We start from the raw sequence: 16,709 nt of genomic DNA on the forward strand, positions 1-16,709 counted from the left end.
TGATTTGTGGGTAAAAGACTACAATATAAGCTGTTCCAACTTAATTAGCAACGTATAAACTCTCAAAAATGTTTCCGCTTTCGCGAAAGCGGGATACTACCCCTCATCATCTACCTTAATCTCGTTGAGCTCTTCGTTTTTATACTTGGCATAGTCAAAACCACTCTTCCACCAGATTTTCATTTTTTCTTTATTAAAAATAAGTGAGTTTGTAGTGAGCACCGTCGGTGTATAATAGAAGTTTATTATCGCCTCTTTTTGGTTGGCAGCATATTTACCTATGGTGATATTTTGCTTTTCGATACGATCCATCATAAAGCCGTGTAGATTGCTCAACAGGGAGAACACGTTAGTAGAAGGGAGATTATTATAATAAGTCACTTCTGTTTCTAATATGATTACATCTATCTCTGTCGCGCCGCGTTCTACAGCCTCCTTGATGGGTACTAGTGCGCCAAAACCTCCATCTGCATACTCGCATCCATTTTTTGAGGCGAGGCTCATAAAAGGGATATAATTACACGACATCCATACCCAGTCACAAAAATCTTCGTAGGTCTCTTCCTTACTGGATTTATATTCCGTTTTATGAAGTGAGAGATTAGAAACTGTGACTAGTACTTCTTTACCACTAGCTTGTAGCTGTTCATAATTTTCACGCGTAAAGGTTTTTTCTATAAGCTTGCGTAGCTTCTTACTTTCTCCAAAGGTTTTAGAGCCTTTTAAAAAATTGCGCAGTACACTCCAGTGATCAATAGCAATAGATTGCTCGCCAAATTTATCTTTCTTTATTACAAAAGGACATACATTAAAAATGGCATTTTGATTTACAGAGGTGTATACCTCTTTTATCTTTTCGATATTTTGAAGCGCAAGATGAGGCACTAAAAGACTTCCTGTAGAGGTACCTACAAGCATATCATACTCTTTGCCCATTTCTTGCATAAGGTACTGAGCAACACCGCCGCCAAAAGCGCCTTTACTTCCTCCTCCTGAAATGACTAATGCTCGCATACCTCGTTTTAACTAATAGCTAGTCGAAAATAAGGTTTTTAAATTACAAATAGTTTTACGCTTTCGCGAAAGCGTCTAAAAGAACATTATCCCACCATTATCTGTCTCGCCTTTTTTACCTAGCGTATTAAACTTCCAGCTCAAACTAAGCATAAAATATTGTTGCAATACCGTACTCTGTACGTCTTGTATAAAGTTTGCATTTGCCGTACGACGGGCGTTTGTATTTTGATCAAGCACGTCATACACCTTAAGTGTAGCTGTTGCTCTTTCTTTGGCAAAAGAGTATGCTAGTGTCGAGTTCCAGAACAAAGCACTTTGCTGAAAGTCACTTGCAATATTAGGGTTATAGTTATAGTTTATCTCATTACGCCATTCCCAGTTTTTTGGCACAAAAAGAGCCGTACTCAAGCGCACTGTGTGCGACACAAACTCTTGATCATCAAACGCATCTAGACCAAACTCTGTTTTTGAAAATGAAATGTTATAACTAGGGCGCACCTCAAAGAGGTCTTTCCAAGTAAAGGTCACATTTACTCTTGGGGTAAGTGATCTTGTTTTACTTGCATACTTCACATCATTATTAAAGTTTACATTACGGCCAAAGTTCCCGTAAATACCTCCACCATATTTTATGGTTCTTAGTGAATCTATCTTGAGCGTTTTATTATAACCACCACCGGCTCCTACGTTATAATTACCATCTACATTTTCATAAGTAGTGGTACGCACAAGGTTTTCATCTATGGTAGTTTTATTTACCACGGCATCATTTGTAACACTACCATTACCGTTTAAGTACCAACCACCCCCTTTCTGGAAGTCAAAATTATTAAACCCTCCATAAAAATTATAAACATTAGAAGGTGATAAATCTGGATTACCCACAGTGATATTAAGTGGGTCTGACACATCTACAAAAGGATTGAGCTGTTGCACATCTGGCGGACTATTACTCTTACTCACACTGGCATATAAAGATGCCTTTGGGCTAAAACGATAGTTAATATAAGAGTCTAGTTCTAGCGCTTCAAAATTTTCCTTTACGTTAAGTTCTGGACGCAGGTTATCTGTATTTTCTAGTGTTCTAAAAACATAACCTGCTCCAAAGTTTATATTAAACTTTTCTGTGTTATAATTAAGCCCCAGCTTAGGTGTTGTACGCATATTGCGTCCCTCAAAGTCTGTACTTAACGCCTCATTAAGTGTGCTATACTGCTGCGTGTTTTCATCAAAATCAAAAGTGGTTCTTGATCGCTTTCGGCTATCATCACGATGCCCAAAATCTGCATCTAGAAATAACTTTTTGGCAATAAGTGGTATGCGGTATGTAAAGTTAAGATTGTAACCATCCAGCTTAGTCTCACCATCTGTAAACTGGTTGCGCTCTATAAGCTCTGGAGCATCTCCTAGTATGGCAGTATTAGAGACTATAAAATCTTCACTCTCTTGTCTGTTTATTTCGTTCTGAAGACGAGCACGCACGTAGGCTCCTTTGTCACCCCACTTTTTTGTAATACTCAATGTGTTTTCAAAATTCTTCCCTTTATCTTTTATAAAGTTTGCATTATCAGACTGGTTGATAAGATCCCCATTTTCATCAAGAGACTCTTCATCACGAGTATAGCGCGTCTCACTCTTTGCATAAGAGAACTTAGGGCGTATATTTATAAGAATTGTAGAATCCTTCTTAATATTTATAGTTGCATTTGCACTATGATTATCAGAGTTTGAGTCACTTCTTGAGTTGCTATTTGTAAAAAAACGACGATCTGGCAAGATGTTCTCACGCTCGATACGTGTCTCGTCAAAAGAGTTTGCTGCAGAGTAGAAGTAATCCATACTCGCATCAAAACCTTTTGCATACTCATCTGTATAATTTGTCCCGATGCTGCGACTGTTTGTAATACCCTGGCCACCACCAAAACTGCGCCCGTCTATACCAAAACTTCCATTACCGTTAAAGTAGACACTTCTCCCACCGCCAAACATCTTGCGTATCTCCCCAAAGCTAAAACCAGCCTCGTTTATATTATTACCTCCAGCAAGTACACTTATGCGCCTGTCATTATCAAAAGCATTTACAATACCGGCATACTCAAAGCGCTCATCTGTACCAGCACCAGCAGCTACACGGCCAAAAACACCCTTGTTCTTCTCTTCAGAAATGGTCAAGTTTATGGTTTTATTCTCTTGGTCACCATCTTCACCAGCAAAGGCTTCATCATCTGTTTTCGTATCTACCACTTGTATCTTTTCTACCATCTCCTTAGTAAGGTTGCGTGTAGCTACCGTAGGGTCATCGCCAAAAAAGGGTTTCCCATTTACAAGTATCTGGTTAACTTCCTTACCATTTACTAAGATTTTACCATCTTCATCTACCTCAACACCTGGCAGCTCCTTGAGAAGGTCCTCAATATTTGCATCCTTTTTAGTTTTAAAAGAAGATACGTTAAACTCTAAAGTATCTTTTTTTACAGTAATGGGGGCCCTACTTTTTACCACAACCTCTCCCAGTGTGTTAGTCGCAAGTCCCACTTCTATAACACCTAAAGAAATATCACCCGCACTAAGGTCTACTTGCTTGCTATAATTTTCATACCCTAAAAAAGATATATTAACTCGAGCATCCTTTTCTTGGGCTCTCCCTTCTAGGGTAAAAGCTCCATTTTGATTTGTGATGGTGTAGGTGATGAGCGTACTATCTTTTACGGTTTCAAGAAAAACGGTAGCAGCCTCAAGTGGCTCTTTTGATTCCTTGTCTGTAAGTGTACCTGTAACTGAGAAGTTTTGCGCTTTCGCGAAAGCTGAAACTAAAAGAAGTCCAACTAAGATTACTAAATGACGTAATTGCATTGTACTGATTAATTGATGAGTACGTAAATAACCAACCTTTTAGTGAGAAGTTTTAGGAGGATCTTGTTTTTAATATAATTTTAACAATGTGAGGTGCTCCTTAAAAAAGATCTTCTGAGTGATTCTTTCTATACACGCTTTCGCGAAAGCGTAAAAAAACCTACAACTGGAAATAAATCAAGTATCTAAAACAAAAAAAGCGACCTCTATAGGTCGCTTTTTTATATATAAAAGTGGTTTTACTTCTTTCTAAAGTAAATAGAAATAGGGACTCCAGAGAAGTCGTAAGCTGCTCGTAGTTTATTTTCTAAAAATCTTCTGTAGCCTTCTTTAAGGTATTGCGGCAGGTTACAGAACAACGCAAACTGTGGTTGCGGTGTAGGTAGCTGCATACAGTACTTGATTTTTACATATTTACCCTTAATAGCCGGTGGAGGGAATGCCTCTACTAGCGGTAAGAAAAACTCATTAAGCTCACTGGTCTTGATACGTTTTGTTTTACTCTCGTAAACTTTTACGGCAGTCTCAATAGCTTTAAAAATACGCTGTTTCTCAAGCACAGAGATAAATACAATAGGCACATCTGTAAATGGCTCTATTTGCTGTCTTATGTGCTTTTCAAATTCTTTCATTGTGTTAGTCTTCTTTTCTACAAGGTCCCACTTGTTTACTAAGATTACTATTCCTTTTCTGTTGCGTTCTGCAAGCCAAAATATATTTTGTACCTGGCCGTCAAAGCCTCTTGTTGCATCTACTACAAGTAGAACAACATCTGCGTGCTCAATAGCACGTACAGACCTCATCACAGAGTAAAACTCAAGATCTTCTTTTACCTTAGCCTTACGTCGTATACCTGCCGTGTCTACAAGGTTAAATTCAAAACCGTAGCGATTATACTTTGTATCCATCGCATCACGAGTGGTTCCTGCAATATCTGTTACGATATAACGCTCCTCACCTATTAATGCATTTATAAAAGAAGATTTACCTGCGTTAGGACGACCTACTACCGCAAAGCGTGGTAGCTCATCTTCTTCGCTTTCTTCTTCTTTTTCTGGTAATGCCTCAACTACAGCATCCAGAAGATCTCCTGTACCACTACCATTTGTAGCGGCAATGGTATAAAAATCACCAAGACCAAGATTATAAAACTCTACAGCATCTGCTGCACGCTTATTATTATCTACTTTATTTACAGCAAGAAAAATAGGCTTCTTAGATCTACGTAGTAAGTTTGCGACCTCTTCATCCATCCCAGTGATACCGTGCTCTACATCTACCATAAAGATGATAGCATCTGCCTCATCTATGGCAAGCTCTACTTGCTTGTCTATCTCTGCTTCAAAAATGTCGTCACTTCCCACAACATATCCACCAGTATCTATGACTGTAAACTCACGTCCATTCCAATCTGTTTTTCCGTAGTGGCGATCTCTAGTCACACCACTCACGGCATCAACAATTGCCTCACGACGTTGCACTAACCGATTAAAAAAAGTGGATTTCCCTACATTAGGGCGCCCCACAATAGCTACTATGGTACTCATTGTAAAATTTTTAGGTCTGCAAAGATAGGCTTTTAAAAAGGACATAGAGATGGTAAACAACGTAAATACATCGTCACATAATGGACTAAGGATTACTTAAAATGCTAATGATATGATAAACTTAATGAGAACTAGGTGTCTATAATTTAATTTTGCATCCTTATAACACACTTTAATTGATTTTACTCTTACTACTCCTTGGTTTTGGGATTGCCCTAGTCGCTACAATTATCCCTAGCGCGACTAATTTACTTGTACTCAAAAAAGCTACAGGCGGCAGTATATTTAAAGCAATGTTTGTTGCATACGGAGCTGCACTGGGCGAAACTATTGTAGCAGGGTTTGCCATAAGTTTTGGTTTTTTAGTAAAAAAGCTCTACCAAGATTATTTATGGATACAGATTGCTTTTGTAGTATTAATGCTCTTAGCTGGTATCTTACTTATTCTAAAAAAATCCAGCTCACAAACCTCAGAAGATGAAGCGCATCAAAACTTTGGCACTGGTTTCTTACTTGGCTTTTTAAACATCCCTATGTTTATTTTTTGGGTAGCCGTGCTGTCTTCTATTTCGAGCTATGTATTTATAGGTAAAAACTCTCCGTGGAGTATTATACTCTCTTTTCTTTCGGGAGTTCTAATAGGAAAAGTTGTGATGCTTTATGCATATGCAAGACTGAGTGATTTTTTTTCAAAGAAGTTTTCTAATCTTGAAAATAAAATGAATATAGTGATAGGTATAGTACTTATAAGTGCTGCTGTCTTTCAATCCATAAAGCTTATTACTGCATAAATAAGCGCAGATAGCGTAAGTTTTTTAGTATAACAACTACTAATGCTTTATGATTATTCTTGCTTTCATCATAGGCTTTACAGCTACAGTTATGGGTGCACTGCCACCAGGAGCATCAAACCTTGCAGTGATTAAGGCACGAGTAAAAGGGTCTTATCAAGATGCTTTAAAATTGAGCTATGGCGCAGGCCTAGGTGAGTCATTACTTGCACTTACTGCTTTAAGCTTTGGGATGGTTCTACAAGAGTTCATCTCTCTGAACTACTGGGTGCAATATCTCGTCGCATTTTTACTTGCCCTTGTAGGCGTCTATTTTATAGTAAAGAAGCATTCTCAAAAAAATCCAAAACCAAGAAAACAATCTCAATACTTTGTAGGCTTTATTTTGAGCTTTATAAATCCTCCCGTTTTAATCTATTGGATAGTTGTGTTTTCACTACTAAGTAAATGGATGCTCACCGCTGGGTCACATCCTTGTGTATGGACTATTGTATTGCTTGCAGGCGTGTTTTTAGGTAAAATAGCCACACTCTTGATGTACAGCAAGTTTGGTTCTCATATTAAACAAAGGTCTACCTCTAGCCCTAATTCTCTTAATCGTTATATAGGGATCACACTTATTGTACTCTCGGTGATACAGCTAGTAAAACTAGTAGTTAGTTAAGGATCTCTAGTCGCACCACATAACCCTCCCAGCTACGCACGTTAAAAACAGTGTCGTCTTCAAAAATGAGGTATTGCCCCTTTATTCCTTTAAGAGTTCCCTCGTATGCAGGTGTTTTATCTAAGTTAAGTGTCTTAAGTTTTTCTGGGTAACGCTCTACTGGGAAGTGCACGTGCGTCTCCTCGTTAGTAGGGATAAAATATTGCTTTGCTTCTTCTGGTATATATTGTTTTAATGCTTCTCGATGCTCCTTAAGATCTACATCTTCTATGTCATTTTTGAGCATTTTACGCCAGTTTGTTTTGTCAGAAACGTGTTCCTTTAACGCAAGCTCTGTAATACCTGCAAGGTATCGGTTAGGTACTTCTACAATTTCTATAGCCTCGTGAGCACCTTGGTCTATCCATCTTGTAGGCACTTGGGTTTTACGAGTTACTCCTACTTTTACATTACTAGAATTTGCTAGATAAACTATGTGAGATTGTAGTTGGACACTTTGCTCATAAGCGAGATCGCGATCTTCTTCTCCTAGATGCGCTTTAGACAGTTCTGGTTTCATTATCCACTCTGCAGCTTGAGGTACTTTATAAAAGTCATCATAGCAATATCCTTGTCTAAAAATCTTTTTATTCTCCCCACAGGCAAGGCACTCATATTTTACAAACTCGATATGCAGTCTCTTATTGAGCAACTGATTGACCTGTATAAAATCACCTTCCATCACGAGGTAATAATTTATAGGATCTGTATGCTCCGTTTGCATTTTCTTGAGGACACCTTGGTATTGCATTTATAAGAATTTTGATTACTGCATTGTATAAAAAAGGTTAAATTAGCTTTCGCGAAAGCAAAAAAAAACAACCTATCACACACGTGTAAATATACCAACTTTATGCCGATCCCTTTAGTGCATTCTATTGCTTCTTGGTTCTTAAAAAAGCGCATTCACCAGATGGAGCTTTTTATGAAATACCCAGCCGAAGTGCAGGAAGAATTGCGCGCAAAACTTATCGATAAAGCAAAGGATACTGAGATAGGTAAAAAGTATGATTTTAGATCCATACGTAGTTACAATGACTTTGCCCAGACGATCCCCATCTCCTCTTATGAGGAGAATCAAGCTTATATAGAAAGAAGTCGCAAAGGAGAGTCTAACATCTTATGGCCTACCCCTATAAAATGGTTTGCACAGAGTAGCGGCACTACAAATGCACGAAGTAAGTATATACCCGTAAGTCCAGAGTCGCTAGAAGATTGTCATTATGCAGCAAGTAAAGATTTACTCTGTATGTATCTCAATAATAATGAAGGTTCTCACTTGTTTTCTGGTAAAGGGTTACGCTTAGGTGGTAGTAAGCAATTATACCAGGATAATGGTACTGTATATGGTGACCTTTCTGCCATACTTATAGATAATATGCCTTTCTGGGCAGAATTTAGCAGTACTCCTAATCACGACATTTCATTGTTAAGTGACTGGGAGGTGAAAATGCAAGCTATTGTAGACGAGACCATACAACAAGATGTAACCAGTCTAGCAGGTGTCCCATCGTGGATGCTTGTGCTACTCAACAATGTACTAGAAACTACGGGAAAAGACAGTATACTAGACATCTGGCCTAACTTAGAGGTTTATTTTCACGGAGGGGTAAATTTTGATCCTTATCTTAATCAATATCAAAAAATTATACCATCAGACTCCTTTAAGTATTATGAGATTTATAATGCTTCTGAGGGCTTTTTTGCCATACAGGGGCAGAATGACTCAAAGGATCTGCTCTTGATGCTAGATTACGGGATATTTTATGAGTTTATCCCTATGAACACCTACGGAACGCTTGATCAAAAAATCATCCCTCTAAGTGAGGTAGAAGCTGGTGTAAACTATGCAATTGTTATTACGACAAACGCAGGTTTATGGAGATATAAAATAGGTGATACGGTGCGCTTTACTTCTACCAGCCCATATAAAATTAAGGTAACTGGCAGAACAAAACATCACATTAATGTTTTTGGCGAAGAGCTTATTATCGAAAATGCAGAGCAGGCTCTCAAAAAAGCTACCCTAGAAACTGGCTGTGAGATAAAAGATTATACTGCTGCACCCATATTTATGGATGGTAAAGAAAAAGGTGCTCACGAGTGGGTTATAGAGTTTAAAAATCCTCCAGAGGATATGACATTATTTAATACCCAGCTTGATCTAGCGCTGCAAGAGGTAAATAGCGACTACCAAGCCAAACGTTTTAATAACACTACGCTTAATGCTCCAAAAATACACGCAGCTCGAGAGAACCTCTTTTATGACTGGTTACGAGAGAATAATAAGCTAGGAGGACAACATAAAGTCCCTAGATTATCTAATAAACGTGACTTTATTGAAGCTCTACTACATATCAATTAATTACCAAAACACGTAGGGAGCTACTTGAAAAAATATGCTTTTTTAGTCGCTCATCGACAAAAAACACCTTCTTATCTAAAAGTCAGGCTTTTACTTTATTCTTAGGGATATCACTCTTAATTTAGAGCAATGCGATTCCCCAGAATCATAATTAAGGAGATGAAAACAACCCTAACTTTTTTTACAGTTACAGCTTTATTGCTTTGTACATTTACAGCACTAGGTCAAGATCAATTAACCTATACTGCACTTGCTGACAATGTAGCAAATTATAGTACTGAAGAAAAACCCTTCTACGGTGATAATGGTTTTAAGTTTGAAACCTTTAATACAGGTATAAACTCAAAATATTCTGACTACGGCATAGGCTTCTTTAGAGAGAAATTTATTTCTTTTTCTGCTCGTAAAATAGGTGGTCTTGCAAAAAAAGATCCCATATCAAAAGAACCGTATACTAAGTTATATTGCTCAGATATTACCTATGATTATGATTTGAAAAGACCTTTATTATTCTCTTCTATTTTAAATCGGAATGACAATCTAGGTACCCTTGCCTTTTCTCAAGATGGCAACACCCTATATTTTACACAGAGCAAAGAAGATCATACACAAAGCTTTGAACTTTATCGCGCAGAGATGAATCCAGAGCGTGAAGGTGAGTGGATAAATATCACTGCACTATCTGTAAATGGAGATTACTCTGTTGAAAACCCTCATTTAAGCAGAAATGGAGAATGGCTTTACTTCTCTTCAAATAAACCAGAAGCTATAGGAGGTTTTGACATTTTTAGAATTGCAGTAAAAGACAATGAACTTATAGGAAAAGCAGAAAGGATTGAGGGTAGTGTAAACACGGTTCTTGATGAGAAGTTTCCGCAAACGTCTCTTGATGGCAAGTACCTTTACTTTTCTTCAAAAGGACACGATAGTCAAGGTGGTTATGACATCTTTAGGTCAAGAAAATCTAAGCTTGGTTTTGTTTCTACAAGAAACTTAGGAAGCACCATTAACTCTCCAAAGGATGAAGTTGCCTTTATACAGGCAAATGAGAATATAGGTTATATGACCTCAAACAGAGATGGTGGTAATGGAGGATATGATATTTATAAAATAGAAGAATCTATCCTAGCACTGAGTGTTGCAGGAAAAGTGATAGATGCAGAGACAGAGATTGCACTAGCAAACGCCACAGTTGCTCTACTTGATGATTATGGCGAGGAAGTAGCAAGTGTACGCTCTAATATAGATGGTAGTTATAACTTTCCTGTAGAAGGGTTTGTAAACTATACGGTTATTGCCTATAAAGATGGATTTGAAACTACTCGAGAGACGTTTAACACAGCCGCTCAAGAGGATAAAATATTTGTCAAAAACCTCATACTTGAGGCAACTCCAGCCCCAATAGTCAAAACAACAGAAAAAACTATTATTAAAATAGACAATATTCTTTTTGACTTGGATAGTGCAAAAATTAAAGAAATCTCAACTATAACCCTTAATACGGTCGTTGCAACTCTCAAAGCAAATCCAGAATTAAAAATTGCAATAAATGCACATACAGATGCACAAGGTAGCGCAAGTTATAATAAAAGGCTATCTATGCGAAGAGCAGCCTCTGCGATGGAATATCTGTTAAGTAAAGGAATTTCAAAAGACAGGTTATCATCTCAAGGCTTTGGAGAAGAACAACTACTTATAAATTGCACATCGTGTACTCCTCAAGAAAATGAACTTAACAGACGTATAGAGTTTGTAGTAATTTCTAAAGAGTAACAATTACAATATTACAATAGCAATCACTACGTGATGTAATGATTGTAAAGCAGCTATCAGTTGGGGGACCGATAGCTGTTTTTTTATGTTTACTTGGCACGCTTAAAACAAAAAGAAGCATCCTAGCAAGGATGCTTCTTTTAATACAATCTATTATGCTTTTTATAACTATGAAGCGGCTTTAAGCTTCTTGAGCGTAGACTTATTAAGTTTACCCTCTGCATAGGTCTTAGTCACATTAAGCGATTTCTCATCTGAGCTAGGTAGATCAAACATTGCATCTGTTAAGATAGCCTCACATAAGCTACGTAGTCCTCTAGCTCCTAGCTTATACTCTATAGCTTTATCAACAAGATAATCTAGCGCATCATCTGTAATGCTAAACTCTATATCATCCATCGCAAAAAGCTTCTTATATTGCTTTATAATCGCATTTTTAGGCTCTGTAAGGATTGCTCTAAGCGTTCCTGCATCAAGCGGGTTCATATGAGTTAATACAGGGAGTCTACCTATAATTTCTGGTATAAGGCCAAAGTCTTTTAGATCTTTAGGTATAATATACTTGAGCATATTATCCTTTTCTAGAGCCTCATCGCTTTTACTTGCCACAAATCCCATAGCCTGCATATTGAGACGCTTAGAGATATGACGCTCTATACCGTCAAAAGCTCCACCAGCTATAAATAAGATATGCTCTGTATTTACTTCTATAAACTTCTGGTCTGGGTGCTTACGTCCTCCCTTAGGTGGTACGTTTACAACCGTCCCTTCTAGTAATTTTAATAAAGCTTGCTGTACACCTTCACCACTTACATCACGAGTAATAGATGGGTTATCACTCTTACGAGCAATTTTATCTATCTCATCTATAAATACAATACCGCGTTGAGCTTTCTCTAGGTTATAGTCTGCTGCTTGTAACAAGCGAGTTAAGATACTCTCTACATCTTCACCTACATAACCAGCCTCTGTAAGAACCGTTGCATCTACAATAGCAAGTGGTACGTTAAGCATACGTGCAACTGTTTTTGCTATAAGTGTTTTACCGGTACCAGTTTGTCCCACCATCACGATGTTACTTTTCTGGATCTCTATATCATCATCTGTAGCTGGTTGTAACAATCTCTTGTAGTGATTATAAACCGCTACAGACATTACTCTCTTTGTAAATTCTTGACCTATCACATACTCATCAAGAAACGACTTTATCTCTTGTGGTTTCTTTAACTTGAGTTCTCCTTCAAGATCATTTGTAGCTACATCCTTAGACTCTTCTATAACAATACCGTGAGCCTGCTCGATACATCTATCACATATGTGTGCATCTAGCCCCGCAATAAGCAGGTTAGTCTCTGGTTTTTTTCTGCCACAAAATGAACATTCTAAATCTTCCTTTGCCATTCTATTTACTATTTTGACTTGAATTACGCTTTCGCGAAAGCGTAAACTTCATTAGTCTCTCTTCAAAATTTCGTCTATCATACCGTACTCAAGTGCCTTATCTGCCTTCATCCAGTAATCACGATCACTATCGTTATATACTTTATCGTAGTCTTGACCTGAGTGCTTTGCTATGATATCGTATAGCTCCTTCTTGAGCGTAAGGATTTCTTTTGCTGTGATTTCAATATCACTTGCTTGACCTTGAGCTCCACCCATAGGCTGGTGTATCATCACACGGCTATGTGGTAGACCACTACGTTTTCCTTTTTCTCCAGCACATAACAACACGGCTCCCATAGAGGCTGCCATACCTGTACAGATAGTAGCTACATCTGGCTTTATAAACTGCATTGTATCATAAATACCTAAGCCAGCATACACGCTTCCTCCCGGTGAGTTTATGTAAATCTGGATGTCTTTATTTGCATCTGTACTTTCTAAAAATAGTAACTGTGCTTGCACGATGTTTGCTACTTGGTCATTTATTCCTGTACCCAAGAAAATGATGCGATCCATCATTAAACGTGAGAATACATCAAAGATCGCGATATTCATCTGGCGTTCTTCTATGATGTTAGGAGTAAGTCCTTGCGGTAACATACTCGTTATTATTTTATCGTAATAGTTTGAGTTTACACCCTGATCTTTAATTGCAAAGTCTTTAAATTCTTTTCCGTAATCCATATCTGTTCTAGCAATATTTTCTTAAATAAAAAGCGTTTTACCTAGACAAGTAAAACGCTTTAAAGATACTTATTATCTAGGAGGTATTCTAATTGTATACTTCCTTTACAAATTCGTCAAAGGTTACTTCCTTCTCCTTGAGTTTTACATTTTCTTTAAAGAATGTAAGCATTTTTACATTCATAAGCTGTTCAGAAAGACGCTTTACTTCTTCTTGATTACCAAGTATACGTGCTGCGATATCATCAAGCTCTTTTTCTTCTGGGTTCATTTGCCCGTACTGCATCATTTGTGCTTTAATCATATCTTTAGAATAATCTTTAAGCTCGTCAAATGTTACTTGAAGTTCGTTTTCTGTAACGACTTTACCCTCTATAAGCTGCCATCTTAACCCTTTTTCAGAGCGTGTAAACTCTTCTTTTGCTTCTTCTTCTGTCATAGGCTTTTCACCTGTAGACTGTATCCATCTAGCTAAGAAGTCTGAAGGTAGGTCAAACTTAGTCTCATCAATAAGACGCTCTGTAACGTCATTCATAAGTTGCTGGTCGCTCTGTTGTGTAAACTGGCGCTCACCATCTTCTTTTATTTTATCTTTAAGCTCTGTCGCAGATTTTACAACGTCCTTTCCGAATAACTTATCAAAAAGCTCTTGATCAAGATCTGCTTGCTCACGCTTGTTTGTTTCTGTTAGTGTAAAAGTAACTTCTGCATTCAGGTCTTTTGCTTCGTCTTCAGAGATTTTTAATGCTGCTTGGTATGTTGCAGGCTCTGAGAAAAGACTTTTAGTCTTAACCGTAATTACATCTCCAGGTTTTGCTCCTACAAATGCATCTACATTTTTCTTCCCTTTAAGTTGCTCTATCTCAAAAGTAGCTTGGTTATCTATACCCGCTTTCTCACTTGCAAATGTTCCAGTTACTTCACTGTCTTTTGCAACCTCAGTTTGAGAGATTAACTTTCCGTATTGTTTTCTAATAGTAGTTACTTGACTATCTACCATTTTATCATCTACCTTAATCTTATAGCTAGTGATTGCTTTTTTAGGCTTAAGGTTTACATCAAACTTAGGCGCCATTCCTAGCTCAAACTCAAAGTTATAATCTTCTGCATCCCAGTTAAAATCTTCTTGATTTTTTGGAAGCGGATTACCTAACACGTCAAGCTTCTCCTCTTGTAAGAACTTACCTAGAGCTTCTTGAAGTATTTTATTTACCTCATCTACACGCACAGCCATCCCGTATTGCTTCTTCACCATTCCCATAGGTACGTGACCTTTTCTAAAACCAGGAATATTTGCTGTTTTACGATAGTTCTTAAGTATAGACTCTACCTTCTCGTTATAGTCATCCTTAACGATTTCTACCTTCACTACTGCGTTAAGGTCGTCTATTTGCTCTTTTGTAATATTCATTATAATGTAATTTTGAGGGCGCAAAAATACGATATTTTTACAACTCCAACAATCTTTTAATAAGTGCTTAACGTCCTCTTACTTATCATCTTTAAGTAGCGAGAATAATATGCTCTGAAAAATACTAAGTAAAATACTAAAGAGGAGTGCTATCCAAACGCCACTTACAGAAAAACCTCCCACAAAATAATCTGCTATTAATATGATAATGGCATTTATGATAAATAAAAACAGTCCAAATGTCACAATAGTAACTGGCAAAGTAAGTATCACAAGTATAGGCCTTACTATAAATTTAAGTAACGCGAGCACTACTGCAACAATGATAGCAGTCACAAAACCATCTACCGTTACACCTGGCAAAAACTTTGAAAGCACGACCACAGCAACCGCTGTAAGCAATATTTTAATAATTGTATTCATAATAGGTTGTTTTATAGGTTAAATACGCTTTCGCGAAAGCATAAATTTACACATAAAAAAAGCGCCTTTTATAAAAAGGCGCTTTTACTATATAGTATGTAGGTTGTAAAACTTAGTTTACATCGTTGCTTATAGCTACTGTTGCATAAGAACCGATATCTACTCCTGGTATTGTAGAACCATACTGATCATTTATTGCATCTATAATAGCATTTGCTGTAAATGCATAACCTCTTGGTGTAGGGTGCACACCATCTAGAGAGAAAGCTCCTCCAGTTACAAAGTCTGAGGTAAGCACTCCGCCGTTAAAAGAAACACCACCATTTGCAACCACTTGTAATGCAGAACGTGCATCTACAAAGGCAAGATCATTTGCCTGCGCAAGTGCCTGTATAGTGGCATTGTACTGTGTTTGTGCTGCCGTGATAAGTTCTTGCTCTTGTGAGGTAAGTACAAACTGGTCTTGTAAAGGACGTGACACTCCATTTATAGCCTGTAGTGCAGCCTGCTCTGCAGGGATTCCTAAAGAAACTAATAGATTTAAGAAATCTTGATCTGTAGTTCCAAGCACTCCCGCTGTAGTAAGTGGTACTAGATCATCATTTGTAGTCTGGCGTAATTGAGATAATAATCCCGCAGTAATAGGATCTAAGTTAAAAGGAGGTCCTTGTACTATTGCAGAGATATCTGTAAGGTCTTCATCTTGAATTGTTATAAAGTTTGCTCCTTCGGCAAATGTGATTTGACGAGCAGCAGCCTCTTCTGCAGTGATGATCCCAAAAGATGCTAGACCTGGTAACACTTGAGTGTTATATGCTGCAAATGCTGCATTAAGAGTAGCCGCAGTACCTGCGTCTAAAGGAATAGACTGAGATGGTACCGTAGTAAAGAAAGGAATAGATGTTACATCTGGAATATTTACAAGTGCTCCTTGTGCTCCAGAACCTACTAGAAGTCCAACTTCTTGAGAATACACACTAGCAAAAACGTTAGGATCTGTAATGTCATTAGGACCGTATGTAGTAGGATCAAAGTTTCCTGTCTGATCTACTCCAGCACCACCTGATGTTGCAAAACCTAAAATATCATTGTTACCTATCCATAAAGAGAAAAATGATGGGTTTGCCGCAAGTGCATCTCCCATAACTGTAGCATTAGCCTCTGATGCAAATCTTGCAAAATATGGATTTGCCTGTCCTGTAGGTACTCCAGCTACATTACCATAACCTGGCGCCACAAGGTGAAAACTCTTTGCACCTGGCACACCCACATTGTTAAAAGGTCCCGTTACAACATTTGTAATTTCTGTAGTAGGAGTTCCAGATAATACTGCTGGTCCTGGATTACCATTTGCATCTGTCGCAAGTACAAAGCGGTTATTTGCAATTTGAGTACCTCCTAGTGTTAACCCTCCTAAGTTATCACTTACTAAAGGCTGTGTAAACTCACCTCCACCTGCAAGCGCAAACTGCTGCGCCATAATGTTAGGGTATGAGTTTTCTTGACCAGTTATATAAAGCGCTCCATCTGCAAAACCTGCAGTAAGCGAGTTACCTACAGCGACATATGAAGAAAAGTTTGCTTCTCCATTTGTGTATACTGTTCCATCCTCAATTTCATTTTCAAATTCTGGCTCACAAGCAACAAGGCCAAGTGCAAGCGCAGGAAGTGCGATATAATTAAAATATTTTTTCATTGC

Annotated in this window: 13 protein-coding genes; 4 read left to right on the plus strand and 9 right to left on the minus strand. The window is 37.8% G+C overall.

Going from position 1 to position 16,709, the window contains the following annotated elements:
* Window positions 1-96 precede the first annotated feature (96 nt).
* The 3 genes from MED134_RS07430 to der form a co-directional block, all read right to left on the minus strand.
* Window positions 97-1,014 carry a patatin family protein gene (locus tag MED134_RS07430; RefSeq protein WP_038597473.1) on the minus strand — a complete coding sequence of 306 codons (918 nt, stop codon included), beginning with the start codon at window positions 1,012-1,014 and terminating at the stop codon, window positions 97-99.
* Between the two features lie 75 nt (window positions 1,015-1,089).
* The gene (locus MED134_RS07435; RefSeq protein WP_038597476.1) at window positions 1,090-3,870 is read right to left on the minus strand and encodes an outer membrane beta-barrel protein; all 2,781 of its coding nucleotides are present in this window, start codon (window positions 3,868-3,870) and stop codon (window positions 1,090-1,092) included.
* A gap of 239 nt (window positions 3,871-4,109) precedes the next feature.
* The gene (gene der, locus MED134_RS07440; RefSeq protein WP_038597479.1) at window positions 4,110-5,417 is read right to left on the minus strand and encodes a ribosome biogenesis GTPase Der; all 1,308 of its coding nucleotides are present in this window, start codon (window positions 5,415-5,417) and stop codon (window positions 4,110-4,112) included.
* A 176-nt stretch (window positions 5,418-5,593) separates the two neighbouring features.
* Here der and MED134_RS07445 point away from each other — a divergent pair, with 176 nt between their 5' ends.
* A complete protein-coding gene (locus tag MED134_RS07445) occupies window positions 5,594-6,208 on the plus strand; it encodes a LysE family transporter (protein WP_038597482.1) in 615 nt (204 codons plus the stop codon).
* Window positions 6,209-6,257: 49 nt separating this feature from the next.
* The gene (locus tag MED134_RS07450) at window positions 6,258-6,872 is read left to right on the plus strand and encodes a LysE family translocator (protein WP_038597485.1); all 615 of its coding nucleotides are present in this window, start codon (window positions 6,258-6,260) and stop codon (window positions 6,870-6,872) included.
* On the opposite strand, the gene MED134_RS07455 is transcribed toward MED134_RS07450, so the two are convergent.
* Window positions 6,865-7,662, minus strand: coding sequence for a DUF2797 domain-containing protein (locus MED134_RS07455; RefSeq protein WP_038597488.1), 798 nt, complete (start codon window positions 7,660-7,662; stop codon window positions 6,865-6,867). The two genes, MED134_RS07450 and MED134_RS07455, sit on opposite strands and share 8 nt — an antisense overlap.
* A gap of 102 nt (window positions 7,663-7,764) precedes the next feature.
* Here MED134_RS07455 and MED134_RS07460 point away from each other — a divergent pair, with 102 nt between their 5' ends.
* Together MED134_RS07460 and MED134_RS07465 are read left to right on the plus strand one after the other, a co-directional pair.
* Window positions 7,765-9,276 carry a GH3 auxin-responsive promoter family protein gene (locus tag MED134_RS07460; protein ID WP_038597491.1) on the plus strand — a complete coding sequence of 504 codons (1,512 nt, stop codon included), beginning with the start codon at window positions 7,765-7,767 and terminating at the stop codon, window positions 9,274-9,276.
* 159 nt (window positions 9,277-9,435) lie between these two features.
* Window positions 9,436-11,049 (plus strand): OmpA family protein, encoded by a 1,614-nt coding sequence (locus MED134_RS07465; protein WP_038597493.1) that lies wholly within the window; start codon window positions 9,436-9,438, stop codon window positions 11,047-11,049.
* Between the two features lie 168 nt (window positions 11,050-11,217).
* Here MED134_RS07465 and clpX read toward each other — a convergent pair whose 3' ends face one another.
* From clpX to MED134_RS07490, 5 genes are all read right to left on the minus strand, one after another.
* A complete protein-coding gene (gene clpX, locus MED134_RS07470) occupies window positions 11,218-12,450 on the minus strand; it encodes an ATP-dependent Clp protease ATP-binding subunit ClpX (RefSeq protein WP_035325769.1) in 1,233 nt (410 codons plus the stop codon).
* A 51-nt stretch (window positions 12,451-12,501) separates the two neighbouring features.
* A complete protein-coding gene (clpP, locus tag MED134_RS07475; protein ID WP_038597497.1) occupies window positions 12,502-13,176 on the minus strand; it encodes an ATP-dependent Clp endopeptidase proteolytic subunit ClpP in 675 nt (224 codons plus the stop codon).
* Between the two features lie 88 nt (window positions 13,177-13,264).
* On the minus strand, window positions 13,265-14,587 hold the full coding sequence (tig, locus tag MED134_RS07480; protein ID WP_038597500.1) for a trigger factor: 1,323 nt from the start codon (window positions 14,585-14,587) through the stop codon (window positions 13,265-13,267).
* A 78-nt stretch (window positions 14,588-14,665) separates the two neighbouring features.
* Window positions 14,666-15,010 (minus strand): phage holin family protein, encoded by a 345-nt coding sequence (locus MED134_RS07485; RefSeq protein WP_038597503.1) that lies wholly within the window; start codon window positions 15,008-15,010, stop codon window positions 14,666-14,668.
* A gap of 112 nt (window positions 15,011-15,122) precedes the next feature.
* Window positions 15,123-16,706, minus strand: a complete 1,584-nt coding sequence (locus tag MED134_RS07490) for a lipase (protein WP_038597505.1) — start codon at window positions 16,704-16,706, stop codon at window positions 15,123-15,125.
* Between the last annotated feature and the right edge of the window lie 3 nt (window positions 16,707-16,709).

Source organism: Dokdonia sp. MED134, from assembly GCF_000152925.2.
Taxonomy (GTDB): domain Bacteria; phylum Bacteroidota; class Bacteroidia; order Flavobacteriales; family Flavobacteriaceae; genus Dokdonia.

Bases quoted from the DNA above. Each gene is read 5' to 3' on its own strand.
- MED134_RS07430 (WP_038597473.1), bottom strand. From the start codon at position 1,014: ATGCGAGCATTAGTCATTTCAGGAGGAGGAAGTAAAGGCGCTTTTGGC.
- MED134_RS07435 (WP_038597476.1), bottom strand. From the start codon at position 3,870: ATGCAATTACGTCATTTAGTAATCTTAGTTGGACTTCTTTTAGTTTCA.
- der (WP_038597479.1), bottom strand. From the start codon at position 5,417: ATGAGTACCATAGTAGCTATTGTGGGGCGCCCTAATGTAGGGAAATCC.
- MED134_RS07450 (WP_038597485.1), top strand. From the start codon at position 6,258: ATGATTATTCTTGCTTTCATCATAGGCTTTACAGCTACAGTTATGGGT.
- MED134_RS07455 (WP_038597488.1), bottom strand. From the start codon at position 7,662: ATGCAATACCAAGGTGTCCTCAAGAAAATGCAAACGGAGCATACAGAT.
- MED134_RS07460 (WP_038597491.1), top strand. From the start codon at position 7,765: ATGCCGATCCCTTTAGTGCATTCTATTGCTTCTTGGTTCTTAAAAAAG.
- MED134_RS07465 (WP_038597493.1), top strand. From the start codon at position 9,436: ATGAAAACAACCCTAACTTTTTTTACAGTTACAGCTTTATTGCTTTGT.
- clpX (WP_035325769.1), bottom strand. From the start codon at position 12,450: ATGGCAAAGGAAGATTTAGAATGTTCATTTTGTGGCAGAAAAAAACCA.
- clpP (WP_038597497.1), bottom strand. From the start codon at position 13,176: ATGGATTACGGAAAAGAATTTAAAGACTTTGCAATTAAAGATCAGGGT.
- tig (WP_038597500.1), bottom strand. From the start codon at position 14,587: ATGAATATTACAAAAGAGCAAATAGACGACCTTAACGCAGTAGTGAAG.
- MED134_RS07485 (WP_038597503.1), bottom strand. From the start codon at position 15,010: ATGAATACAATTATTAAAATATTGCTTACAGCGGTTGCTGTGGTCGTG.
- MED134_RS07490 (WP_038597505.1), bottom strand. From the start codon at position 16,706: ATGAAAAAATATTTTAATTATATCGCACTTCCTGCGCTTGCACTTGGC.